At 59.4% G+C, this 20,480-nt stretch carries 27 protein-coding genes; 3 read left to right on the top strand and 24 right to left on the bottom strand.

The features are described from left to right. Nucleotides 1-43 precede the first annotated feature (43 nt). Nucleotides 44-466 (top strand): quorum-sensing-regulated virulence factor family protein, encoded by a 423-nt coding sequence (locus PSH86_RS06000; RefSeq protein ID WP_109755671.1) that lies wholly within the window; start codon nt 44-46, stop codon nt 464-466. Here the strand turns inward: PSH86_RS06000 and PSH86_RS05995 are convergent, their stop codons facing one another. Beyond that, on the bottom strand, nt 467-661 hold the full coding sequence (locus PSH86_RS05995) for a hypothetical protein (RefSeq protein WP_109755670.1): 195 nt from the start codon (nt 659-661) through the stop codon (nt 467-469). Nucleotides 662-1,101: 440 nt separating this feature from the next. Here PSH86_RS05995 and PSH86_RS05990 point away from each other — a divergent pair, with 440 nt between their 5' ends. Next, nucleotides 1,102-2,220, top strand: a complete 1,119-nt coding sequence (locus PSH86_RS05990) for a TIGR00730 family Rossman fold protein (protein WP_305488541.1) — start codon at nt 1,102-1,104, stop codon at nt 2,218-2,220. A gap of 45 nt (nt 2,221-2,265) precedes the next feature. On the opposite strand, the gene recX is transcribed toward PSH86_RS05990, so the two are convergent. The 5 genes from recX to PSH86_RS05965 all read right to left on the bottom strand — a co-directional run bounded on the left by recX (nt 2,266) and on the right by PSH86_RS05965 (nt 5,506). Continuing rightward, a complete protein-coding gene (gene recX, locus PSH86_RS05985; RefSeq protein ID WP_018607949.1) occupies nt 2,266-2,733 on the bottom strand; it encodes a recombination regulator RecX in 468 nt (155 codons plus the stop codon). A gap of 8 nt (nt 2,734-2,741) precedes the next feature. Then, entirely contained in the window at nt 2,742-3,794 is a 1,053-nt protein-coding gene (gene recA / locus PSH86_RS05980; protein ID WP_003198351.1) for a recombinase RecA, read from the bottom strand. A gap of 83 nt (nt 3,795-3,877) precedes the next feature. Then, a complete protein-coding gene (locus tag PSH86_RS05975; protein ID WP_305488537.1) occupies nt 3,878-4,378 on the bottom strand; it encodes a CinA family protein in 501 nt (166 codons plus the stop codon). A 70-nt stretch (nt 4,379-4,448) separates the two neighbouring features. Then, a complete protein-coding gene (locus PSH86_RS05970) occupies nt 4,449-4,949 on the bottom strand; it encodes a lysis system i-spanin subunit Rz (RefSeq protein ID WP_370873799.1) in 501 nt (166 codons plus the stop codon). An 11-nt stretch (nt 4,950-4,960) separates the two neighbouring features. Beyond that, nucleotides 4,961-5,506: a glycoside hydrolase family 19 protein gene (locus PSH86_RS05965; RefSeq protein ID WP_116831590.1), complete on the bottom strand. Its 546-nt coding sequence runs from the start codon at nt 5,504-5,506 to the stop codon at nt 4,961-4,963. Nucleotides 5,507-5,777: 271 nt separating this feature from the next. Here PSH86_RS05965 and PSH86_RS05960 point away from each other — a divergent pair, with 271 nt between their 5' ends. Next, nucleotides 5,778-6,587 carry a lipopolysaccharide biosynthesis protein gene (locus PSH86_RS05960; protein ID WP_305488531.1) on the top strand — a complete coding sequence of 270 codons (810 nt, stop codon included), beginning with the start codon at nt 5,778-5,780 and terminating at the stop codon, nt 6,585-6,587. 54 nt (nt 6,588-6,641) lie between these two features. Here the strand turns inward: PSH86_RS05960 and PSH86_RS05955 are convergent, their stop codons facing one another. From PSH86_RS05955 to PSH86_RS05870, 18 genes are all read right to left on the bottom strand, one after another. Beyond that, on the bottom strand, nt 6,642-7,658 hold the full coding sequence (locus PSH86_RS05955) for a contractile injection system protein, VgrG/Pvc8 family (protein ID WP_176688538.1): 1,017 nt from the start codon (nt 7,656-7,658) through the stop codon (nt 6,642-6,644). A gap of 9 nt (nt 7,659-7,667) precedes the next feature. Further along, on the bottom strand, nt 7,668-7,880 hold the full coding sequence (locus tag PSH86_RS05950) for a tail protein X (protein WP_063322730.1): 213 nt from the start codon (nt 7,878-7,880) through the stop codon (nt 7,668-7,670). Continuing rightward, complete coding sequence (locus tag PSH86_RS05945; RefSeq protein WP_134923014.1) at nt 7,873-8,256, bottom strand: phage tail protein; 384 nt, start codon at nt 8,254-8,256, stop codon at nt 7,873-7,875. The genes PSH86_RS05950 and PSH86_RS05945 overlap by 8 nt, the downstream gene beginning before the upstream one ends. Further along, complete coding sequence (locus PSH86_RS05940; protein ID WP_305488523.1) at nt 8,256-10,436, bottom strand: phage tail tape measure protein; 2,181 nt, start codon at nt 10,434-10,436, stop codon at nt 8,256-8,258. Before PSH86_RS05940 ends, PSH86_RS05945 begins: the two co-directional genes overlap by 1 nt. A 128-nt stretch (nt 10,437-10,564) precedes the next feature. Then, nucleotides 10,565-11,131 (bottom strand): phage tail assembly protein, encoded by a 567-nt coding sequence (locus PSH86_RS05935; RefSeq protein ID WP_305488520.1) that lies wholly within the window; start codon nt 11,129-11,131, stop codon nt 10,565-10,567. A 160-nt stretch (nt 11,132-11,291) separates the two neighbouring features. Then, entirely contained in the window at nt 11,292-11,798 is a 507-nt protein-coding gene (locus PSH86_RS05930) for a phage major tail tube protein (RefSeq protein ID WP_109755659.1), read from the bottom strand. Beyond that, nucleotides 11,798-12,964, bottom strand: coding sequence for a phage tail protein (locus PSH86_RS05925; protein WP_163855149.1), 1,167 nt, complete (start codon nt 12,962-12,964; stop codon nt 11,798-11,800). The genes PSH86_RS05930 and PSH86_RS05925 overlap by 1 nt, the downstream gene beginning before the upstream one ends. 2 nt (nt 12,965-12,966) lie before the next feature. After that, nucleotides 12,967-13,176, bottom strand: a complete 210-nt coding sequence (locus tag PSH86_RS05920; RefSeq protein ID WP_134923011.1) for a hypothetical protein — start codon at nt 13,174-13,176, stop codon at nt 12,967-12,969. Nucleotides 13,177-13,276: 100 nt separating this feature from the next. Further along, nucleotides 13,277-13,705, bottom strand: a complete 429-nt coding sequence (locus tag PSH86_RS05915) for a phage tail assembly chaperone (RefSeq protein WP_305488508.1) — start codon at nt 13,703-13,705, stop codon at nt 13,277-13,279. Between the two features lie 2 nt (nt 13,706-13,707). Next, the gene (locus PSH86_RS05910; RefSeq protein WP_305488506.1) at nt 13,708-15,996 is read right to left on the bottom strand and encodes a phage tail protein; all 2,289 of its coding nucleotides are present in this window, start codon (nt 15,994-15,996) and stop codon (nt 13,708-13,710) included. Beyond that, nucleotides 15,997-16,632 (bottom strand): phage tail protein I, encoded by a 636-nt coding sequence (locus PSH86_RS05905; protein WP_305488503.1) that lies wholly within the window; start codon nt 16,630-16,632, stop codon nt 15,997-15,999. It lies immediately after the preceding gene. Next, a complete protein-coding gene (locus PSH86_RS05900) occupies nt 16,629-17,624 on the bottom strand; it encodes a baseplate J/gp47 family protein (RefSeq protein ID WP_305488500.1) in 996 nt (331 codons plus the stop codon). Before PSH86_RS05900 ends, PSH86_RS05905 begins: the two co-directional genes overlap by 4 nt. Continuing rightward, entirely contained in the window at nt 17,621-17,953 is a 333-nt protein-coding gene (locus tag PSH86_RS05895; RefSeq protein ID WP_076386161.1) for a phage baseplate protein, read from the bottom strand. Before PSH86_RS05895 ends, PSH86_RS05900 begins: the two co-directional genes overlap by 4 nt. 11 nt (nt 17,954-17,964) lie before the next feature. Further along, nucleotides 17,965-18,576, bottom strand: a complete 612-nt coding sequence (locus PSH86_RS05890; protein ID WP_305488497.1) for a phage baseplate assembly protein V — start codon at nt 18,574-18,576, stop codon at nt 17,965-17,967. Between the two features lie 3 nt (nt 18,577-18,579). Further along, on the bottom strand, nt 18,580-19,092 hold the full coding sequence (locus tag PSH86_RS05885; protein WP_109755649.1) for a hypothetical protein: 513 nt from the start codon (nt 19,090-19,092) through the stop codon (nt 18,580-18,582). A gap of 47 nt (nt 19,093-19,139) precedes the next feature. Next, entirely contained in the window at nt 19,140-19,490 is a 351-nt protein-coding gene (locus PSH86_RS05880; protein WP_109755648.1) for a phage holin family protein, read from the bottom strand. A 68-nt stretch (nt 19,491-19,558) separates the two neighbouring features. Beyond that, nucleotides 19,559-20,140 carry a DUF642 domain-containing protein gene (locus PSH86_RS05875; RefSeq protein ID WP_305488492.1) on the bottom strand — a complete coding sequence of 194 codons (582 nt, stop codon included), beginning with the start codon at nt 20,138-20,140 and terminating at the stop codon, nt 19,559-19,561. Nucleotides 20,141-20,178: 38 nt separating this feature from the next. Beyond that, on the bottom strand, nt 20,179-20,337 hold the full coding sequence (locus PSH86_RS05870) for a Com family DNA-binding transcriptional regulator (RefSeq protein ID WP_109755646.1): 159 nt from the start codon (nt 20,335-20,337) through the stop codon (nt 20,179-20,181). Nucleotides 20,338-20,480: the final 143 nt, after the last annotated feature.

The raw sequence follows: 20,480 nt of genomic DNA, 5'->3' as shown, positions 1-20,480 counted from the left end.
ATGTGATCGGTCGAACCACCAGTCACTGAACCAGGAGAGTTTCATGCTGCGCCTTATCGTCCCTACCGTTGCCGTTTTGCTGGCAACGTCCCTCAGCGCTCAGGCTGCCTCGCTGAAAGAACTCGAACTGAACAAGATGCTGCAGAACGTCGCCAGGGAAAGTAGCGTCGGTACGCCACGGGCGATCAACGAAGACATCCTCGACCAGGGCTATACCGTCGAAGGCACCGAGTTGATCAATCACCTGAGCGTGCAAAGCAGCCATGCGCAGAAAATGCGCGCTGACCCCAAGGCCGTGTATTTCCAGTTGGGCTCCACGGTGTGCACCAATCCGGGCTTTCGCAAGTTGATGGCCAAGGGCGCGACCATGCGCTACGAGTTCACCGAAGTTAAGACCAACCGCCCGGTTGCAACCGAGCGCTTCCAGGAATCGGACTGCCCGAAACCGGCCAAGACGAAGAAGTAATCAACCCAAGCGTGCGCGCCGCTGCTCATCGTCGGCGCGCAGTTCGGCTACCAGCGCTTGCAGATAACGCGAGCGCCAAGTCCGGCCTTCCAGCCGTCGGCAGCATTCCTCTTCAAGACTTACCTGATTGGCCTTAGCCGCTTCCAACAACGTCAGGTATAACTGCCTGTCGAGTTCCAGAGTCACCCTGGCCATCTCTCCCGCCTCCATGCCCTATCCGCTTCAGTCCATCGCCTGACGCCCAGCCCTGAGCGCCGAATTGCATTGGCACGCTTGTTATCAGTAAATCAGAGCGGCACGTAGCCAGTCGCTAATCTGACGAGCGGTGGGGTATTTCAGCGGTTGCCAACGGTCACTTTTGAGCGCCATGATCAGGGCTACGAAGATCAGCTAGATTCAGAAGTATCTTTTGTCATCGGGCAGAACGAGGCTGCCCTGCCAGTACCTTGCCGTGTGATTGTTTTCATCCAAGGGAAAAACGGAACCTGTTGGATGGCTTGATCGCTTTGTTGCAGACCGCGTCGAGCCAGGTCGAACGTCCAGGCACGGGCCTGGGCCGACAACGACACACGGAGTGTCGTGGCCCTGACGAATCTCTCGTTCGGGCCAGGGTTCTGTTAAGAAGGAGAAGTTGAATGCCTTACAAACCGAATGACCTGCTCAGTCGTCATTTTGAGAACCACGGCCACGACCTCACCCGCAAGGTCGAAGAGCAACTCAACCTGGTGTCCCCCAACAGCCCCAACCTCCCCATTTATCGCGACATGATCCTGACCGTGCTGCGCATGGCCCAGGAAGATCACAACCGCTGGAATGCCAAGATCACGTTACAGGCCCTGCGGGAACTGGAGCACGCCTTCCGTACGCTCGAACAGTTCAAGGGCCGGCGCAAGGTCACCGTCTTCGGCTCGGCCCGAACCCCCATCGAACATCCTTTGTATGGCCTGGCCCGAGAGCTGGGGGCTGCGCTGGCCCGTTCGGACATGATGGTCATCACCGGTGCCGGCGGTGGCATCATGGCCGCTGCCCACGAAGGCGCGGGGCGTGACCATAGCCTGGGCTTCAATATCACCCTGCCTTTCGAACAGCACGCAAACCCGACCGTTGAAGGCACGCCGAACCTGCTGCCATTCCACTTCTTCTTCACCCGCAAACTGTTTTTCGTCAAAGAGGCCGACGCACTGGTGCTCTGTCCCGGCGGTTTTGGCACGCTAGATGAGGCTTTGGAAGTCCTGACGCTGGTACAGACAGGCAAGAGCCCGCTGGTACCGGTGGTGCTGCTGGATGTCCCAGGGGGCAAGTTCTGGCAAGGTGCCCTGGATTTTATCCGTGAGCAATTGGAGCAAAACCGCTACATCCTGCCCACTGACATGAAGCTCATGCGCCTGGTGTACAACGCTGAAGACGCCGTGGAAGAGATCAACCAGTTCTACCGCAACTTCCACTCCAGTCGCTGGCTCAAGCATCAGTTCGTGATCCGCATGAATCACAAGCTAAGCGAACAGGCATTGCAGCAGATGCAGGCGGATTTTGCCGACCTGTGCCTGAACGACTGCTTCCATCAACATGAGTACAGCGGTGAAGAGCACGACGAGCTCCGCTTCAGTCATCTGACGCGACTGGCGTTTACTTTCAATGCCCGCGATCACGGCCGCTTGAGGGAACTGGTGGACTTCATCAATTTGCCGGAAAACTGGGCCCAACCCGCCCAAAAGCCCCATCCCCTCACGTGGGAGCCGATCAAGGTAACCTGAGCCCATAAAAAAACGGCCCGCTATCGAAATAGCGGGCCGTTTTATTTAATCGTCCATACCGCGACCGCTGAACAAGCGGTTGATCATTTCCATGGAGTAGCCTCGGTACGCCAGGAAACGCCCTTGCTTCGCGCGTTCTCGTGCATCGATAGGCAAATGCCCTGAGAACTTGCGCCGCCAGGTGTCCGTCAGTTGCTCCTGCCAATCGATACCGCTTTCGCGCAAGGCGAGTTCGATATCCGGGCGCTGCAAACCACGCTGGCCCAGCTCCTCACGAATGCGCAAAGGCCCATAGCCGGAGCGAGCGCGATAAGAGACGAAGCTTTCCAGGTAACGGGACTCCGACAGCAGGCCCTCTTCAGTCAAACGATCAAGGGCCGTGTCGATCAACTCATCAGGCGCGCCACGCTGACGAAGTTTACGCGTCAGCTCGACTCGACCGTGCTCGCGTCTGGCGAGCAGGTCCATCGCGGTTCGCCGCACCGCGACGAGGGTATCGAGTACGGCGGTCATTGGATCGATCAGATGTCAGCGTCAGCCAGGTCGTCAGCGGTCTCGCGGTTGGCGACTGACTTGACGTCTGCCACTGGGCTCAGCAGCTTGTCACGCAGTTGCTTCTCGAGAGCCGCGGCAACTTCCGGATTATCTGCCAGGAACTTGGCCGAGTTGGCCTTGCCCTGACCGATCTTGGTGCCGTTGTAGGCATACCATGCGCCGGATTTTTCGACGAAACCGTGCAACACACCCAGGTCGATCATCTCGCCATTGAGGTAGATGCCCTTGCCATAAAGAATCTGGAACTCGGCCTGACGGAACGGCGAAGCCACCTTGTTCTTCACGACCTTGACGCGGGTTTCGCTGCCGACAACCTCATCACCTTCTTTCACCGCGCCAGTACGGCGGATGTCCAGGCGGACCGAGGCGTAGAACTTCAGCGCGTTACCACCAGTGGTGGTTTCCGGGCTGCCGAACATCACGCCGATCTTCATACGGATCTGGTTGATGAAGATCACCAGGCAGTTGGCATTCTTGATGTTACCGGTGATCTTGCGCAGGGCCTGGGACATCAGGCGAGCCTGGAGGCCCACGTGCATGTCGCCCATTTCACCTTCGATTTCAGCTTTAGGTACCAGCGCCGCCACGGAGTCGACGATGATCACGTCGACCGCATTGGAACGCACCAGCATGTCGGTGATTTCCAGGGCCTGCTCGCCGGTGTCCGGCTGGGAAACCAGCAGGTCATCGACGTTGACCCCCAGTTTGCCGGCATATTCCGGGTCCAGGGCGTGTTCGGCGTCGACGAAGGCGCAGGTCGCGCCGGCTTTTTGGGCCTGGGCGATCACGGACAAGGTCAGTGTGGTTTTACCGGACGACTCAGGACCGTAGATCTCAACGATACGGCCTTTTGGCAGGCCGCCGATGCCCAGCGCGATGTCCAGGCCCAGGGAGCCGGTGGAGATGGAAGGAATAGCCTGACGGTCCTGATCGCCCATACGCATTACGGCACCCTTGCCGAATTGACGTTCGATCTGACCCAAGGCCGCAGCCAAGGCTTTCTTCTTGTTGTCGTCCATTAAAGTCCTCACGTAATCAATAAGGCCTGACGGCCAACACCTGTATAAGTAGCCAGTATTATTCCACAGCGTTCGAGGATCGCCTACCCCTGATTTGAGATTTCTACAGCGGCATGTTGCAGCAGCCCCTCTAGCGCGGCCTTCACCGTTTGTCGGCGAACCTCGTCGCGGTTGCCCGGAAAGAATTGCTGCTCGCTGACGACCTTCTCGCCAACGCCCCAGGCCAGCCAGACAGTGCCCACCGGTTTGTTCGGCGAACCACCGTCCGGTCCCGCGACGCCACTGACCGCCACAGCAAAACGCGCCAGGCTCTTGTGCTGGGCGCCTTGCGCCATGGCCTCGACCACCTCGCGGCTGACCGCCCCGACCGTCTCGAACAACTCGCTCGGCACGTTCAACTGCTGGGTCTTCTGACGATTGGAATAGGTCACGAACCCCGCCTCGAACCAGGCCGAGCTCCCGGGAATCCGGGTGATTGCCTCGGCAATCCCCCCGCCCGTACAGGATTCGGCCGTGGTCACATGGGCATTGAGCAATTGCAGGCGCCTGCCCAGTTCGGCGGCCAGTTCGGTAATGTCGTCCATGATGCTCTCCTGATTCGACACAATGGGGCCTACCGTACACGAGCAGCCGAAGCTTGCAAGGCTCGCCGGATTACCGACCCAGCGCTCTGATATAGGCCTGACAGGCCTGCAAGGCAATCAATCCGCGATCACCGGCGTCGGTGATGGCGATAATTCGTTGAGCATGCGCCGGGTCAAGTCGGGCGCGTGGGGCGCCATGATCCAGGCCGCCGGCGCCGGTGGCGGCAGGCACTGCACAGCCGGCGGCAACATCGTCGGCGTCGAGGAGGACTGACAGCCGGACATCGGCAGTAGCAAGGCGATCGCGCAGGCGATCCTGGTTACGTTGGGCATCGCTCAAGGCTCGGTAATGGGTTTGTTCGCTGGTGGAGAGTTGCTGCTCCAGAGCCAGTCGTTTGTCGGTTTCGTGCTGCTGTGCAATAGCGCTCGACAAGGTCAACTGACGCAGGGTTTCGGCCTGTAGCCTGGCCTGTTCCGCCAATGCCTTGCCGTAGCGCCAATCCTGGACTTTCCACGTTACACCGGCCGCCAACAGCAGAAGCATCAGCATGAACACCGGGGCGAACCTCATTACGACGGGGTTCATCCCAGCACCTTCAGCGCCTGTGTATAAAAGGCCCGACGCTGCGTCGCGCCGTTCTGGCCACCGTTGATCCGCTGCGTGATCTTGTCGAAAAGTCCCGCGTCAGCCAGAGCATTGAGCCCATGGACCGCCCAGAACCAGGCCGCCGAATGAGCGGCCCACCGTGGCTGCTCCAGCAACGCCGGCTCATTGACCAGGTCCAGGCCCAAGGCTTCGCCGCACGCCTGATAGTTAGCCCGACCGGTAATCTGAATCAAACCCCGGCCCCGGTACTTCTGACCATCACCGTCGGCTTGTGGACTGTTCCCCAGGCGCAGGGCCAACGGGCCGGTGTCATATTTCGACAGATAGGCATCATTGCCCAACTCACGCACGTAGCGCAGTTGACCGGACTCATGACCCACCTGGGCAATGAATGCGGCGACACGCTTCGAGCCGATGACCTGATAACGGCCCATGGCTACGTTCAGCACAGGTGCAAAAACGCCGGCGTTTGTGCCGGCGTTCGGGAGGATCTGTAGCAGTTGTGCCTGTGTGATGGGCATGGCGTTCTCCTTAACGCAATTGAAAGACATCGTCGAAAAATCGCTCATGGCGATGGCGGATGCTGAAATCGGCATCGTATTCAGAGCGAAACCGGACTGAACAAAAAGCAACAATTTCAGTCGATTAGTAGATCGTAACGTCGCGAATCACTTTGAGCGTGCCGATGGAAAAGCCGGAAGCCGGCCTTTATCCAAGCTGCCCCTCAACTGGAAAGCGACGTGTCCGAATAATCGTTGCACAAGCGATGACCTGAACATTAAGGAAGGACAAATGAGCAAGGAAACCTCAGATAGGTCATACACCAAGGATCCCCCCGCCGCCCCGTCCAGGCAAATCTCCCCTGATGAACTGAAGAGCGTAAAAAGCGGCCCTGTCTTTATTATCGCCTCAGGCAATTCGGCGAAGCATTTTCCTATCCATGAGTTTTCAGACATCCCGATGATCACCATGAATGGCGCCATATCGATGTTCACCCACACCGATATAAAACCATTCTTCTATGTCTGCTCCGACAATGATTTCCCGCGTCAGCAACCTGAGCTGTTTGCCACGGCCATGCGGCTCAGCGAACACGTCGCGTTATGGGAAGATCAATTCGAAGCCATTGAAACCCCGCCAAGCGGACGCTCCCTGAGCCTTAAAAAAGCCCCGAGGGCCTCCTTCTTGGCGACCTTGTTTGGCAGAGAAAAGTCGCTCGTCCGAAAAACATCTTTCCTGAGCAAACGCAGCAAAGACATCGGCTTCAGCAAAGACCTCGCCGCTGGCTGCTTCGATGCGCGAACCGTCATGTACCTTGCCCTGCAGGTCGCCTACCACCTGGGATTCAACAAGGTGTTCCTCGTAGGCTTCGACTTGAACCAGGCCGCAGGCCGATTTTATGAAACGGCCCAGATCAACCGGTCGCCCTGCGGCCTGGACCAGCACTATTACACCCGAATCCTGCCGTCCTTGAAGCTGATGGCGAACTCCGTCATCGATAGCCGTTTCCAGGTTTACAACTTATCCTCCACCTCCAGGGTTCCCACACACATCATCCCGAAAGTAAGCGTTGATGATGCGAAGCGAATACTTGCAACCTGAAGTCGCAACTCGTCCAAATAGACGCCCATCAAAAACCGCTCTCATGGGTGAACGTCAAGCCCTGGCATCCAGGCAGGTCGCTTCAATGCTGCAGCGATAGCTTTTTTCCCGGTCACCGCTGGCAGTGACCTTGTCAATCGACCAGCGACCGCGCATGAAGTCCGGCCAGGTAGGGTCCAACAGCACGATGCCTTCAGCAGATAATCCCGGATTGCCAGGGCATTCGATCGTCACCTTGAGGGCCTCGCGCATCATCCGCCGCACCTCGCCTTCGCCAGCGGCGCGGGCATCGTCGGCGCTCTGGAAACGTTGGCGCAGGGTCTTGAACGGCGCGAGGCCACTCTCCTCGACACGCACTTTGCCGGCCGCCGCGTCCCACCAACTGGTCTTGCAGCCCTGGTATTTCGCCCGGGCGGTTTCTTCCAGCTTGGCCGAGATAAAGGCGTTATCCCCCGGGCGATTATTGGTGGTCACCGACAGCTTTATCTCTGGCAAGACCTTGCCCGACAATGACTTCGCCTGACCGCGCCGAGCCAGCACATACAACTCGTTGATTGGCTTGGCGACGGCGTCATAACGGTGGGCCAGGCGCGTCAGGAACCCCATGTCGGTTTCGTTGGACTGGTCGACGTGCTCGATTTTTATCAGCGACAGATCCGGCGCGACACGAGGAGAAAAGCCGTGCCTGCTGGTCAATTGCCGAAACAGCGCCCCCAGGGTCGTCGGGCCATGGCTGACGGATCGGCGTTGCTTGAACCCGCTCTGGTCCGCCGCGCTGAACGGCGCGGCCATGGCCACCAGGACCATTTGCAGGGGAAACAGCATCGGCGTGCGTCCGGTAATGACGAACTCGCCTTTATCCACCAGCCCCGACTCCAGATAACCGACCCGCAGGCCGATTTTTCCACCCAGGCTGGGCATCCCTTCAAGCCCGTCCAGGCTGATCGTCAGCGTGAGTTGATCGGACTCGATCCCCGCCGCGTCGACGTGCGACCACTTGAGCAAGCGTTCGTTGAGCAGTGCCGCGTTCGCACCATAAATTTCCACCGCTGGCGTGAAACCCAGTGACATGTTGCCTCCTTAATCCCAGGCCGAAACCGGTGGGGTTGCCACGGGTTTGAGATCCACTTCCGGCAAGACCACCCACACGCCCGCCGGCAATACCGGGCCCCACTCAGCCAATCCCGGATTGAGCCGCCAGAGCGCTTCCTCGACGATGTCGTCACAACGCTCCAACTCGCGATACAGCAACAGATTCACCGAATCACCGGCGATACTTCGAACCCTACGCATTGGCGAACTCCATCAATACCACCACCCAGCCGACCACCATCGCCGTGCCGTCATCAATGATTTCGGTCTGGGTTTCCGTGACCTTGTTGATCTGCCACAGGCCCCAGTTGCGGCCGATGCCATCGACCAACGGCAGCGGAATGCGCTGTGCCTGCAGGGCGCGCAGTTCATCGAGGCGATCCATGGCGGTCGCGTACATCGACTTGCCCGTGATCGTCAGTTCTTGCAGGCCCTGGCCGATCTGGCTCGACTTGGGTTTGCTGGTGAGAATGTCGATGTTTTTCCAGCCACCGTCCGACGTGTGCACCAGTTGGTGGTAGGCAAAATTTCTCGACAGGCCAAAAATGAAACTGCCCAATGCCATTTGTTGGCGCATCACGTACCTCCGTCGGTCAGGGCCGCGTCACTGCGCATGGCAAGTGTGTTGGGCATGGTCGTTAAGCCGAATTGGCCCGAGAGCTGCTGCACCACCAGGTTGGCCAATTGACTGGCGCTGGCCTGGTCCTGGCCGTTGATGTAGATGTTCGCGGTCATGGTGTTCTGTTGTGTGGGGGGCTGGGCGCCGGCCAGGTCTTTGCTGACCTGGTCTGGAGCGGCGAGTCTGTCGGCGGGGGCGACGAGTTTTTCACCCAGAGACGCGCCAGCATCGCTCCCCAACCAGCCGCCCAGCAGTCCGCCAAGCACACCACCAATGGCAGTGCCGATCACCGGAACGACACTACCCAAAGCGGCACCGGCCGCAGAACCCGCAGCAGCACCTGCCCAGCCGCCACCGGCGGCTCCCAGGCCTGCGCCCATCATTCGCTTGTCGCCGGTAAGCACACCCTCGGCCACGTCAGCGACAGCGCCGACTACTTTTAATGGGCCGGGCGCACGGCGAGTCATCGAGCGTAATGACGCCGTTGGTCCGAGTGAAAGACGCCCTGCGCTCCCCCGTGAGCCTCGTGTACTGACGCGTATTTTCGGCCTTCCCGTGGATTCGGGACGCTGGCTGGCATTGCTTGGATCCAGCTTGTCCCCACGAGGATTTTTTCTGAAGTCTTCGGAGATCACCTCACCCAATTGGCCGGGAAGGTACGGGGCAGCCTTACCCAGCACCCGCTTGGCCACCTGATTGGACACCTCATCCCCTACGGCTTTGAGCAACGCACTCACCAGCGGTTTGATCGCTGCGGCGACAAGCACAATTGCCGCGGTGGCTTTAGGTGAGGACTCAGCCAATTCACTCATGCCATCGGCCAGCGAACCCAACGCCTGAAGCGAGCTATCCGCCACGGGCGCCAGGGCATTGCCCGTGGTCACCGACAGACGCTCAGCACGTGCACCCAAGACATTCCACTGGCCTTGCTGGGTATTCGACAGCGCCAACGCGTCCTGCCTTACCGAACCCTTATCACCCAACTGCGACGTGGCGTATTGGGCCGGGTCTTTCACTTGTCCGAAGGCTTCATTCACATCGGCCAGTTTCTGCGCCATGCGCAGCACCGATTCATCCCCACTGCCAAACAGCGAAGAAGCAAGGGTCGAGCGTTTATCAGCAGGTTGGGCGTTCAAGGCCGCGAGCACCGTCATCACCGTGCCAGACGTCGTGTCCTTGTCACGCAAGCCGCTCGCCACCGCGTTCGGCTCCAGGCCCAGTTGCTTCCAGGCCGCTTGCTCGGTGGCAGAGGCCTGATCCCCTTTGCCCAGGGCAGTCGTGAAGTGATCAAGCGCCACGCCGGCTTCAGCCTGTTGCGTGCCGGTATTGAGCAATGCCGCCGTCAACGCTGCCGCTTGCGCAGGAGCCAGGCCCGCCGTCGTCGCAGCCGCACCGTCACGCTGCAAGACGGCGCCGATGTCTCCCGGTTTCGCCCCACCGGGGATCTTGCTCAACTGGTTGATGGCATCCGCCAGGTCAAAGGCTTGAGCGCCGCTGAGCTTCATGGAGGTGCGCCAGCCGACCATCATCTCGGCGACTTCCATGGCCGGTTTTCTGAACGCCGATGCAGTGACACCAACATCACTGGCAAAGCGCAACAGTTCGAACTGTCGGTCCGATGCATGGGGCAGATCGCGACCGATGCCAGCACTGGCTGCCAGGCTTTCGATTCTCACCAGGTCAACCGCTTTGGTTCCGCCGGCTGCTACCAGCGGTGCGCGGGCGATCTGCTGAGTCGGCTCAGCCATCTCCGCGATCTGGCGAGGGGTAAACTGGGTGGCCAGCTTCAGATCGGCCATGGCCGAATCCATCGCTATCGCGGGTTTGAGCAACTCGGGTGGTTCGATACCGCCACCCGACTTGCCCTTTGGCTCATTGGCCGACTCGCCCTTGGCGCCGATGCCCATCGTTTGGGAGAACAATCGTTGCGCCGACAGCTTCACGGTCAGCGACTCGATCGCCGTGGTCAGCAGCCCGAGCTTGAGCCCGAGCGTTTCCAGCGCCAGATCGAGACTCGACAGCTGGTCCCTGGCAAACGCGCCCTGTGCCGACACGCCACTGGTGAGGCTGGTATTACCGAACGCCAGCCCACTCTCATTGAAGGCTGCGTATTTGAGCGAATATCTATCGTCCGCCATCCCGCTCTACTCCTGTTTCACGCCAAGGCGAGTGATCGCGATGTCGTAACGGCGCAAGGCCTTGCCGGCGTCCCACTCCAGGATTTCCGCCTCACTTACCGAGTAAATGAGCGGCACCACATCGAGAATCACTTCGATGTCGCGCTCCGAAAGTAGTCCGCCGGTTTGTTTAAAAAATCGTCGATGCGCACCTGAAGTTGCGTCCAGTCGGGCACGCTCAGCAGGTCCAGGTCGGGAATCATCAGGCCGGTGCAATGGGCGGTGATGAACTCGGCGCGTTCCTTGGCCGTCTTCAGTTTCTTCATCGCCTTGGTCGCTCGCAGCACCGGCATTTCCAACGTCAGCGACGTCAGGCTGCGGCCCGCCACGTTCAGCGGTTGCAGCAGTTGCACCTGGTCGGGGTCGGTCTGCGGATCATCCAGAAAATACGACGCCGGGCGCGTGGACATGTCGTGCACGTACTGGGCAATGCTGACGTAGTCCGGGCGCTTGAGCTGATCCAGCTCCTTGACCGACAGGCCGGTGGCCAATTTGGCCAGCTCGAAAAACTGATCGTCTTCGTCATCGCCGGCACGGGCCAGGGCGTCTTTCTGCGCCGCGTAGAACAAGGGTTTGAGTTGGAGCTGCTCGATCTGCGACTCGTCGTTAGCGGTGATCGGCGACAACAACACATGAACAGGAGGCGTCCAGGACATGAAGTGAATTCCTTGGTGGATCATGGAGGGCGAACCCCTTGTGGGAGCGGGCTTGCTCGCGAAAGCGGTGGGTCAGGCAACTTCGATGTTGAAGCTGATGGCCTCTTCGCGAGCAAGCCCGCTCCCACAGGAGGTCTGCGTTCAGCCGACAGGCCTTGGTTTAAGGCAACAACACCGCACGGCGCGCATCGCCGAGAATGTCGACGCCGTTGAGCACGAACTTCTGGGTGCGCACGTCGATGTCGATCACCGGGACGCCGTTTTCCAGACGGTTGTAGGTGCGGCAGGACAGCTCAAGGTTGGTCTTGGGCTTCTCGCTCATTTTCAGCGGCGTCTCCTCGAGGGATTTCAACTTGCCGCCGACCGTGTGGTAAGTGAACCAAGTGTTGCCGTCCTGATCCTGACCGGCTTCACGAACGTTCAGCAGAATGTCGTCGCCCACGCTCACGCCCAGCGCCAGCATGATTTCCGGGCCGAGGCCTTGCAGCGTCAACTTGGCCGTCAGCACCTTGCCGCTCTTGACCATTTCCTCGCCAATGAACCGGCCGCCACGCATATCTTCCATGTCGAATTCGATCTTCGGCGGGCTGAACTCTTCCACGGTCGCCGACAACGGCAAGCCTTGCAGGGTGGCCGCGATGGCCTGTCTTACGCGGTTGGTAAACATTAGAGAACGTCCTCCAGGAACTGCTCGATGATTTCATCGCGGGCATTGAGTTGATAAATCATGTGTTCGTTCGGCGCGTAGCGGCCGTAGTCGATGACCACGTACCAGGTGCCGTTCTTGTACTTCTCGACGCTGTTCAATTCCGGGTGCAGGTACACGCTGCCGCCGGGGATGGTTTCGTCGGCGACCAGGGTTTGCAGCCAGTCGTTGATGCGCTTGACCTCCTGGTCCATGAACGACTTGGTCAGGTTCTTGGCCATGGCCTTCTGACCGGCTTTCACCAGCTTGCGGCTGATGGCATCTTCCAGGCCGACGTAGCTGATGAACTTGCCGGTGATGGAGCGGTTACCCAGCAGCGAGAAGCCGCCGAGGATCGTGCGGGCGTAGTAGCTGACGCCGTAGCGGTTGAGCAGATCGCCTTCGGTGGAGGTGTCGAGGATGTTGTATTCGACGGTGCGCGAGACATCTTCGGCGTAGGTCACCTGGTTACCCGGGCTCTCCCATTGCTTGACCTTGGCCAGCGCGGCGATGGCCAGGCTCGACGGGGCCAGGAAGACGTTTTTCTTCGCCGCCTTGGAGTACACCGCCGGCATGTTGTGCACCACCAGGCAACGGTCGAAACCCAGGTCCGCGCCGCCCAGTTCCTGGCTGTAAGTCACTTGATCAGCGACCGAGGCGTCCTTGCCGTCGAGCACCACGCGCGCCTTGATGCGCTTGCCGAACGAGGCGAACTCGCTGGCTACGGCCTTGGTGCCGGTGAAGCCCGGCGCGCCGATGATGGTCAGGTCTTCAGCGACCCCACTCAACGCGGCCAAGCCCAACTTGCGCCCGGTCTGCGCCTCGATGCCGCCGATGACGTTGTTCTGCGTGTCGGCCTGAGTCGCGCCCTCTTCGACGATGACGACGTAGACCGGCACCTTGACCACTTTGAGGATCTGGTAGACCGCCTGGAACAGCGTGCCCGCCTCGGCACCGGTCGGGTCCAACTGGGCCTGGGTGGTGAAGCTGTTGATGCGGAACGGGGTGTTTTTCGGAATCAGCAAGTTGGCATTCGGCGCGGTGCCGACCAGCCCGATGACGTTGTCACCCAGGCCACCCATGGCCTCGGGAGATTCAGTGGCATTGACGGTAATGCCGTTGTGCTCGAAGTTCAAAACCTCAGCCATGGTTATTCAGCCTTTTTGGTTGTGGCCTTTTTGGCCGGGGTGGATGCAGAAGCCGCTTCAGCGACCTCGGTTTTTTTCAGCTCCAGGCGACCAGCGCTGCGCAAGGCATTGGCCTCAACGTCGAGCAGGTCGAGCTCCTGGCCGACGCTCGACCAGTGCCCTCCCCCGGTGGGGAATGGGAGGAGTACGGTGTAGGTTTGGCGTGGTGCCATTTGAGGTTCTCCAGATATGAAAAAGCCCCGTGTGTGCGGGGCTGTTGTCAGGTTTTTGTGATGTGTTGCGGAAGGAAAACGTCCCGATGGTGCGGGGCGCTTATTGGGGTTGTTTTGCAATCCAGGGCGGTGCAACTGGCCGCAGCCCAGCACTCGGAAAAGTCGCTGTTTGCGGCCAATCCCGAAGCGCCTGACGATAGGAAAGCAACTCAGAGAATTGCCCTGCCGCCAATGTAGGAGCCAATCCCAAATCCTGTTCTTCACGGTGTCGCGCAACCAACCATTCGGTACGTTGAATGTCCGAATCACGCCAGCTACGCTCAAAGGCGATCAATTGATCAGGCGGTACAACCCGGTTAATCGCCTCCGGCCACCCATCGACAATCGTTATTTCTTTGCCTTGATCAATTTCCTCTCTTAAGACCTGGTAAGCCTCCTGGGTAAGCTCTACACATTCCTTCCCTACCGCATCGCCATAGGGGCCTCCGGGATAAAAGCCGCCCGTTTCGGCGCAAAAAAATACAGTCATTATCAATATCCCCAATATTCCCAGGTTCCAGTGGTGTTAGTTAGCGCCAACGTGGAATTGTTGTTAACACAGACGACAATTGTTGTTTTTGAAGACCCGTTAGGACGGGGCTGCGCACTGCACAAGCCTTGGTTATGAACTGAAGCTGAGGAAGAAAGAAGCCCATTTGGAAAAGCTTTGGGCAAGGTAATTACCAGCCCGACGTAGGCACCGCTTGCAATAGAGGGCGCATTGAAAGTTCCCCACTGACGGATCAGTCCGCTCGGATATTCTTGGCTGCCGCTGGTGCCGATACTAGCGGAAAACATTCCCGAATATTTATTAAGCACGGTGCCTGAAACCACCCTCCACCCACTAGGATTGGAAACCAATATGATGCTTTCAAAGACATCAATAGGGACGGTGGGGAGAACAGATAATCCGATAGATATCCCAGGATCGCCCGCAAAAGCTTTCAAATTAAAGCTTCCTGCGCCTGCGGAAATAATGATGGACTGGCCCGGTGTTGTCGTTGATAGCTGTGGCAACGTGACATCTAACCCAGTCAGCCCGGCGGACCCGATAATTAGACATCCTGTATCGTTTACAGTCAGATCAGTCGACGCAGTAATGATCTTGATGCCCGAATAGTTGCCCATTAAGGAGTTGATCGCTGCCGAATCCACAATTTGGGCAGAACCTGATGCCCACCACCCGCTGGCGCCGTCAGTAGTAAGATCCAGCGTAGATCCCACAGGCATAACCATCGTAGTCTTAGTTAGACGGCCCGATTTAATATTGTCCGAACCAGGGCAAAGAATGGTTACTACACCCGCACCTCGGTTTCGGATACTTATTGTTCCGCCTGCACCGCCGCTGTTGGCGGCAGGGAGAGTGATATTAAAGGTTCCAAGGCAAGAGATCATGGAGCCGAACGCCGTAGATGCTATCAAGGTCGTGTTAGACGTTGCATTAAGGAACCCTCGATAGTTTCCTTTCGCGCGCTCTACAAATTCGGTAGTTGCCAGCAACCTGCTGCTATCGAAAATCACCGGGGTATCGCCAAACAATTTGGAGTACTGCAACTGCGCAGACCCCTCCGCCCACCAGGCAGTCACACCATTACTGCTCAACACCAAGGTGGTACCCGGCTGCAATGCAATACTATTGGGCTGATTGAAGTTCCCTGCGTTGATTAGATCAGCACCTACACAAGCCACGGTGACAACACCGCCGCCAATGTTTCGGAAGTGGATCGAACTACCAGATGGTAGGGCGTTGGCCGTCGGCAAGGTAAGTGTGAACGTCCCAATCACCGAAACCAAAGTGCCTACCGCTGTTGCCGTCAGCGTGGTGGCCGACGTCAAGCTAGTAAAGCCGCGATAATTGCCACTGGCACGCATGACGTATTCAGTCGTCGCGATCGACTTCGTATTGTCAAATAGCGGCGGCGTATTTGCTGTGGGGTTTACCAGCACCGGCGAATTAAGCGGCGCAAACCCTTGAGTGATGTTCTGAAACATCAACGCGGTGGTACCCAGCACAATCACACCGTCAGTAATCAACTGCCAGATCGTATTGGCAAGCGTCGCGCCCTCCTCCACCGAAACGATCAATCCCGAGGTGACGTCGGCACTCGCATCGGCATCCTTCGCACGAACCCATGCGCTGTTTGCAGCGACATAGATGCCGTTGTCTTTCGCCAAGGTCTGGGATTTAACAAGCACGCGATCTCCAGCGATCACAGCAACACCGTCAATCGTCTGCGCACCACTCAAGACAATATTGGCCGTCGTCGCTGCCCGCACAGACTGCTTCCTGTCGAGCTTGGCGAGTTCGTCGGCCACATAGCTGGCAACCCAGGCCCGCGTCGCCTTGACCACCGTATCGTCAATCAGCAACGTCACCAACTCCGCATTGCTGGTTTCGAAAATCGAGCGGATATAAAACTCTTTCCCCGAACCGGAAGTCGCCAACACCGGCTTGAACGACTCCGGATATTTGACAATCGCGTACAGGATCCCGGTATCGGTCCAGATCCCGGCCTCACGCACATACCAGCCGCCCACATCGGACGGGATAGTGACCTCAGCCAGCAGCCAGCTCGGGTTGTTTTCATCCTGGAACAGCGCATTGAGCGGCCCACGCCAGACTTCACGCTTGAGTGCCGTCGCCGTTGCGGCCGGGTTGTATTCTGTGCCGCCGCCGTCACCGACGGAAATCTGCGACAGCTTGATCGGTGTGCCCGCCGCCTTGCAGGCAGTTTCGTAGGCGATCCCCGCATCGGTGAGCAGGGTGTAGTAGTCGGCCATTTAGGACCCCTGTGGATAAATAGTGGAGGTTTCGACGGTGTAGAGCGCAGCGGCCATGAAGGCCTGGCCCGAGGCTTCCAGCCCTTGGATGACAATCGGGTAAACCGTGGTCAGCTCGCCGCACAGCGTGGCGGCGCCGATGACGTGACGGCCGAAGGCACTCAAGCCGACAGACACCGTCAAGGTGTCGCGCTCGCTTTTGGCGTCGGCCAGGCGGCGGTCGAGACGGGCGTCGATAGCTTCGCTGTAGGGTTGCTCGGTAAATGCCCTGACGGAAAAACTGTAGGGCGGGCCGGGTGGCGCTTGCTCATACCAGGCGCGCACTTCAGGCATCAGTTGCAAACCCTTGGCGGCGTTTTCCAGCGCTTTTCGCGTTCCCGCCTGGCGGGCGGTGGGCCAGGCGAGCTCAACGGTCAGGCGCTTTTCAGCCTCGGGTGCCGTCGTGCTCCACTCACTGACTCCGCGATCCGCCGCCAGATACGGCAAAAACGCCAAAGGCGTGGCCGCCGGGTTCATCAACTCAGGAAACGGCGGATCAACGCGCTCGAGCAACCGGGCGAAGCCCAGATCGAGCGCCCTTTCCAGCGCCGAGCTGTTGGCCGGCAACAGGCTTGGGCGAGGTGTGTCGTCACTCATAACGTATCCACCTCGACCTCGACGCCCGTGCAGTACGGGGCTTGGAAAGCCGTCGTCACAATCGGCGCCAGCGGTTCGAGAATCTGCAACTGAACCGCGCCCGCACTGTGCAGCGTGTAGTCGATCCAGCTCGGATCCACTCGCCCTTCCAGGCGATGACAGGCCTCGGCGTACGTCCGCAATTGCTGCTCGGCAGCGACCTTGGTCAAACCTGAATCAGGACCGGCATTGATCTTCGCCACGACGCGGATTTTGTAGGGTTTGATTTGCGCGGCCTGGACGATGACCAGGTCGGTTTCCGGTCGCACATCAGGCCGGGCGAAATGCTGGCGAACGCCCTCGAGCAGCGCCTCGGACGGTGTGCCATCGCCCTCTCGGGACAGCACCGTGACCGTGACTTCGCCCGGCGCGGTGCGGCGTCCGTTGCCGTCCTTGACCTGCGCCGCATGGCCATCCGGGTCGAAGGTGTAGGTGACCGTCACTACGCCCGCCGAGGCGTTTTCCACCTTCACCACGGGCCGTTCACCCAAGGTAAAAATCTCCCGCCGATACTGCATGCGCGAGCCGGCGGCCGGGGCATGGGGCGCCAGGTAATAGCGCAAGCGGGCATCGTCATCGCTCTCGTAGACCGGTGGAATGGGCGGGAACGCCGCCGGATCGCCGGGATCGAGCAACTGGCGCTCAAGGCCCATGTCCGCGAGGCGCGCATCGAGGTTGGTGCCGGTGGCCCACCACGCGAGCATCTGCTTGATGCGCGCGTTGTATTTGCGTTCGTGGGTTTGCAGCCGAACACAGAACGCCTCAAGGGCCAGGGTCAGCAGTTCGCTTTCGTTTTCCAGGCTGTTTACAAGCTTGGCCGCGCTCTCAGGAGAACGGGCACCGACGTACTCGACCACGAAGGTCTTGAATTCGGCGAGCAGGTCCTCGAACGCTTCGACGGTGACGATGGCCGGTTCGGCCAACTGGTTCTGGCCGGGTATCAACATGCTCATGTCACCACCTCGAAAGTCTGTTTGCGGTTTTTCCAGGTGCCGGCGAAGCGCAACAACAAACCGGCGCCCTGTCGGCTGGCGACAATGACCTGCGGCTCGAAATCACCGATGCCATTGTCCGGGTTGTAGAACGCTTGGGCCGCGTGGCTCTGGGCCAGAATCAGCAAGTCATCGCCGAGGTTCTGCCCGAGCAATTGCGTGAGTGCACAGCCATACAAAGGGCGCTTCTGGCGAGTGCCCAACGGCGTGGTCAACGCCCGAGTGGCGCGCTGGACAAATTGCAGCCAGTCGTCGACCGTGGCGCCGGTATTTCGATCGATTCCAATCATGGGGAAATCTCTTATGCGGTACTGATGACACGTCCCTGGTGATCCACCACCGGGCCGCTCAAGTGCACACCGGAGGCGTCGAGCCGAATGCCGACGGCACCGACTTGCAATTCGATGGCCTCGGGTGTCATCGCCAATCTCGACGGGCCAATGCTCAATTCGAGGGATTCGCGAGAGCCGGCGAATGCCGCCGGACCGTTTTGCCAGTGCAGGACATGGCTGGCATGGTCGTAGCCGTTTTCCGTACCGTCCTGATAGAGGCGACGCGTCAACGTGGCCTGGGTCGAGACGGGAGGAAACTGACCGCCGTTAAGGCCGAACAACGCCACCGCCTGCCCGCCGCCCTCGCCGCCGCCATGGTTCAGCAACAGGCACTGCTCACCCACGGACGGAATCCGCGACTCGCTCTGGGCGCCGGCGCTCGGGTTGAAAAAACGAATCGCCGGGGTCAGCAGTCCGCCATGGCTGACTTTGCAGGTATTGCTGGCCGCATCGACTTCCTGGCAAACGCCGATGCGGCAGAAACTCTCCGCACGCCGATGCAGGTCCTCCAGCTCGGTTTCCATCTGTGCCAGCCGCTCGATGATCGGCCCCAGATGCGTCCGTAATAGCGCATCAAACATGGCTCAACCCTCGAGTGCGGTGTATTGGTCCGGGTCGTCGATGTTCGAGACTTCCCAGGTGCGGGCAAATTTCGGGATGCCCAGCGGGTCCTCCAGCAGCGTCGGGCCGAGGTACAGGGTTTGACTGAAGGAAAGGGTCCAGGCGGTGTACGCCCGCGCCGGGTTAATGAACGTGGATGGCAGGCCATCGAGCTCCGTGGGCAGATCGCATTGATTGGCCGACAGCCCCCAGCGGTTATCCACAACCAGGTGTTTCAGCTCAGCGGCCAAGTCGCAGGCATCCCAGCCCGGAACAGCCATGACCACTTGCAGGGAAACCGTCAGGACATGGGCGATACGCCCGTCGTTGGCACGGTGGCCAGGCCCATCACGCTCAAGGGCAATCAGCACCCAGGGTTGGTCGTCGGTGCCATCGAAATCCTGGGGGCTGCCGATTTTCAAAGTGGGGTAAGTGGCGCGCAGCGTCTGGGCAACGGCGGCGAACAGCTGCGACGGTTTTTCGAGGACGGCAGGCATCAAGGCCTCCTGTTTTTTATGGCGGCACGAAGATCACCAGCGAGGGATCAGTGTTGGTCGGAACGGGGATCGCGCGGCGGCAGCTCACTGACGCCCATCCGCTTGGCGGCCCAGCGTTCGTAAAGACCGATGGCCACGTCCGCCCCGGCCATCGCCGTCAGGCAACCAAAGGCACCAGCGGCCCAGATCGACAAGCCCATGGCGTACAACAGCATGATCGCCGAGACGCCGCAGACCATGCAGGCGCCGGAACGCAGAGCCAGGCGACGTAGCAGCGACCAGCCTCGGGCGCCCTCCTTGTCGGCACGCCACATCTCGCCAGTCACCCCACCCACCAGGGCGAGCACGATGACCAGCCAGATCGGCATGTCCAGCAACGCTTGTTGCTCGTTTGTCATGTCACGCTTCCTGGGGGGTGAGGGATGAGTGCTTGGGGGCGGCGGGTCTTCGCAGGACAATCGTTGGTTTACAGTGGCTCAACGCTGACGTTGTCGATGAAGGCGAAGTGGGCGTAAGGGTTCTGCTCATTGGAGAACGCCAAAGTCGTTTGGGCCGAAGTGGCCGTGAAGTCATACGTGATGGTGCTCCACTCCACTGCGGTACCTTTGGCCGACGGCGTGTCGAAGGTGACACTCTGCCCCGCCACCTTGACCTGGATGGTGCCGTCGCCGGAGCGGCTGGCGTAGCGCGAATTACCCGCGCTGAAGGTCAATCGGTACTTGGCCCCGACCGTGGTGGCGAAGTTCTGCTGGATACCACCGCCGTTGCCGTAGACATAATTGGCCAGGTCGACAATCACAACGCCATCCGCAGCCACGGAACCCCCGATCGAAGCGGGCATATTGAAGTACTCGGCACCGGACAGAAACGTCGTCCAACCGGTGATGAAATTGGCTTTCGCCGGGGTATCGAGGATGCAACTGCCACTGCAGCCTGGCTGTTCGAAACTACCGTTGACCAGAAGGTTGGCGGCGCTAGCGTTGCTTCCCACACCGAGCAACGCAATGGACAGCATCAGCGGGGCAACGTATTTCTTGAAACGATTCATGATTCACCTCTTGAGTTATTGATTGATCGCGCGGTTGATCAACAGCGCTCATCTCGCTCTCTGGCGATCACTCGAGGCTCAAGGGCCTTCACATGATTCAACGTCCCGCATCGGGCACATTTGATCTGGAGTTCGGTGTTCTCGCCCATGCGGGCCAGAAGCCTTTTGCAGCTACCGCATCTGAAATCCTTCAGCATTGAAAGCCCTCCCATTGGCGGCGGTTTGAAGCACCTCACGGCACAGGCATTCCAAAAAGCCCGGTTACCCAGGCTTTTCAGTAATGCGCTTGATCTTTCGGCGCGACTGGCGCGGTACGGATCCATTCAAATTGTTCCTCCGG

The sequence above is a fragment of the Pseudomonas sp. FP2300 genome, from assembly GCF_030687595.1.
Lineage (GTDB): Bacteria > Pseudomonadota > Gammaproteobacteria > Pseudomonadales > Pseudomonadaceae > Aquipseudomonas > Aquipseudomonas bijieensis.
This window is presented reverse-complemented; position numbering and strand designations above follow the sequence as displayed.

What these genes read in the sequence shown, in the direction of transcription:
- PSH86_RS06000 (WP_109755671.1), top strand. Translation starts at nt 44, where the DNA reads ATGCTGCGCCTTATCGTCCCTACCGTTGCCGTTTTGCTGGCAACGTCC.
- PSH86_RS05995 (WP_109755670.1), bottom strand. Translation starts at nt 661, where the DNA reads ATGGCCAGGGTGACTCTGGAACTCGACAGGCAGTTATACCTGACGTTG.
- PSH86_RS05990 (WP_305488541.1), top strand. Translation starts at nt 1,102, where the DNA reads ATGCCTTACAAACCGAATGACCTGCTCAGTCGTCATTTTGAGAACCAC.
- recX (WP_018607949.1), bottom strand. Translation starts at nt 2,733, where the DNA reads ATGACCGCCGTACTCGATACCCTCGTCGCGGTGCGGCGAACCGCGATG.
- recA (WP_003198351.1), bottom strand. Translation starts at nt 3,794, where the DNA reads ATGGACGACAACAAGAAGAAAGCCTTGGCTGCGGCCTTGGGTCAGATC.
- PSH86_RS05975 (WP_305488537.1), bottom strand. Translation starts at nt 4,378, where the DNA reads ATGGACGACATTACCGAACTGGCCGCCGAACTGGGCAGGCGCCTGCAA.
- PSH86_RS05970 (WP_370873799.1), bottom strand. Translation starts at nt 4,949, where the DNA reads ATGAGGTTCGCCCCGGTGTTCATGCTGATGCTTCTGCTGTTGGCGGCC.
- PSH86_RS05965 (WP_116831590.1), bottom strand. Translation starts at nt 5,506, where the DNA reads ATGCCCATCACACAGGCACAACTGCTACAGATCCTCCCGAACGCCGGC.
- PSH86_RS05960 (WP_305488531.1), top strand. Translation starts at nt 5,778, where the DNA reads ATGAGCAAGGAAACCTCAGATAGGTCATACACCAAGGATCCCCCCGCC.
- PSH86_RS05955 (WP_176688538.1), bottom strand. Translation starts at nt 7,658, where the DNA reads ATGTCACTGGGTTTCACGCCAGCGGTGGAAATTTATGGTGCGAACGCG.
- PSH86_RS05950 (WP_063322730.1), bottom strand. Translation starts at nt 7,880, where the DNA reads ATGCGTAGGGTTCGAAGTATCGCCGGTGATTCGGTGAATCTGTTGCTG.
- PSH86_RS05945 (WP_134923014.1), bottom strand. Translation starts at nt 8,256, where the DNA reads ATGCGCCAACAAATGGCATTGGGCAGTTTCATTTTTGGCCTGTCGAGA.
- PSH86_RS05940 (WP_305488523.1), bottom strand. Translation starts at nt 10,436, where the DNA reads ATGGCGGACGATAGATATTCGCTCAAATACGCAGCCTTCAATGAGAGT.
- PSH86_RS05935 (WP_305488520.1), bottom strand. Translation starts at nt 11,131, where the DNA reads ATGTCCTGGACGCCTCCTGTTCATGTGTTGTTGTCGCCGATCACCGCT.
- PSH86_RS05930 (WP_109755659.1), bottom strand. Translation starts at nt 11,798, where the DNA reads ATGTTTACCAACCGCGTAAGACAGGCCATCGCGGCCACCCTGCAAGGC.
- PSH86_RS05925 (WP_163855149.1), bottom strand. Translation starts at nt 12,964, where the DNA reads ATGGCTGAGGTTTTGAACTTCGAGCACAACGGCATTACCGTCAATGCC.
- PSH86_RS05920 (WP_134923011.1), bottom strand. Translation starts at nt 13,176, where the DNA reads ATGGCACCACGCCAAACCTACACCGTACTCCTCCCATTCCCCACCGGG.
- PSH86_RS05915 (WP_305488508.1), bottom strand. Translation starts at nt 13,705, where the DNA reads ATGACTGTATTTTTTTGCGCCGAAACGGGCGGCTTTTATCCCGGAGGC.
- PSH86_RS05910 (WP_305488506.1), bottom strand. Translation starts at nt 15,996, where the DNA reads ATGGCCGACTACTACACCCTGCTCACCGATGCGGGGATCGCCTACGAA.
- PSH86_RS05905 (WP_305488503.1), bottom strand. Translation starts at nt 16,632, where the DNA reads ATGAGTGACGACACACCTCGCCCAAGCCTGTTGCCGGCCAACAGCTCG.
- PSH86_RS05900 (WP_305488500.1), bottom strand. Translation starts at nt 17,624, where the DNA reads ATGAGCATGTTGATACCCGGCCAGAACCAGTTGGCCGAACCGGCCATC.
- PSH86_RS05895 (WP_076386161.1), bottom strand. Translation starts at nt 17,953, where the DNA reads ATGATTGGAATCGATCGAAATACCGGCGCCACGGTCGACGACTGGCTG.
- PSH86_RS05890 (WP_305488497.1), bottom strand. Translation starts at nt 18,576, where the DNA reads ATGTTTGATGCGCTATTACGGACGCATCTGGGGCCGATCATCGAGCGG.
- PSH86_RS05885 (WP_109755649.1), bottom strand. Translation starts at nt 19,092, where the DNA reads ATGCCTGCCGTCCTCGAAAAACCGTCGCAGCTGTTCGCCGCCGTTGCC.
- PSH86_RS05880 (WP_109755648.1), bottom strand. Translation starts at nt 19,490, where the DNA reads ATGACAAACGAGCAACAAGCGTTGCTGGACATGCCGATCTGGCTGGTC.
- PSH86_RS05875 (WP_305488492.1), bottom strand. Translation starts at nt 20,140, where the DNA reads ATGAATCGTTTCAAGAAATACGTTGCCCCGCTGATGCTGTCCATTGCG.
- PSH86_RS05870 (WP_109755646.1), bottom strand. Translation starts at nt 20,337, where the DNA reads ATGCTGAAGGATTTCAGATGCGGTAGCTGCAAAAGGCTTCTGGCCCGC.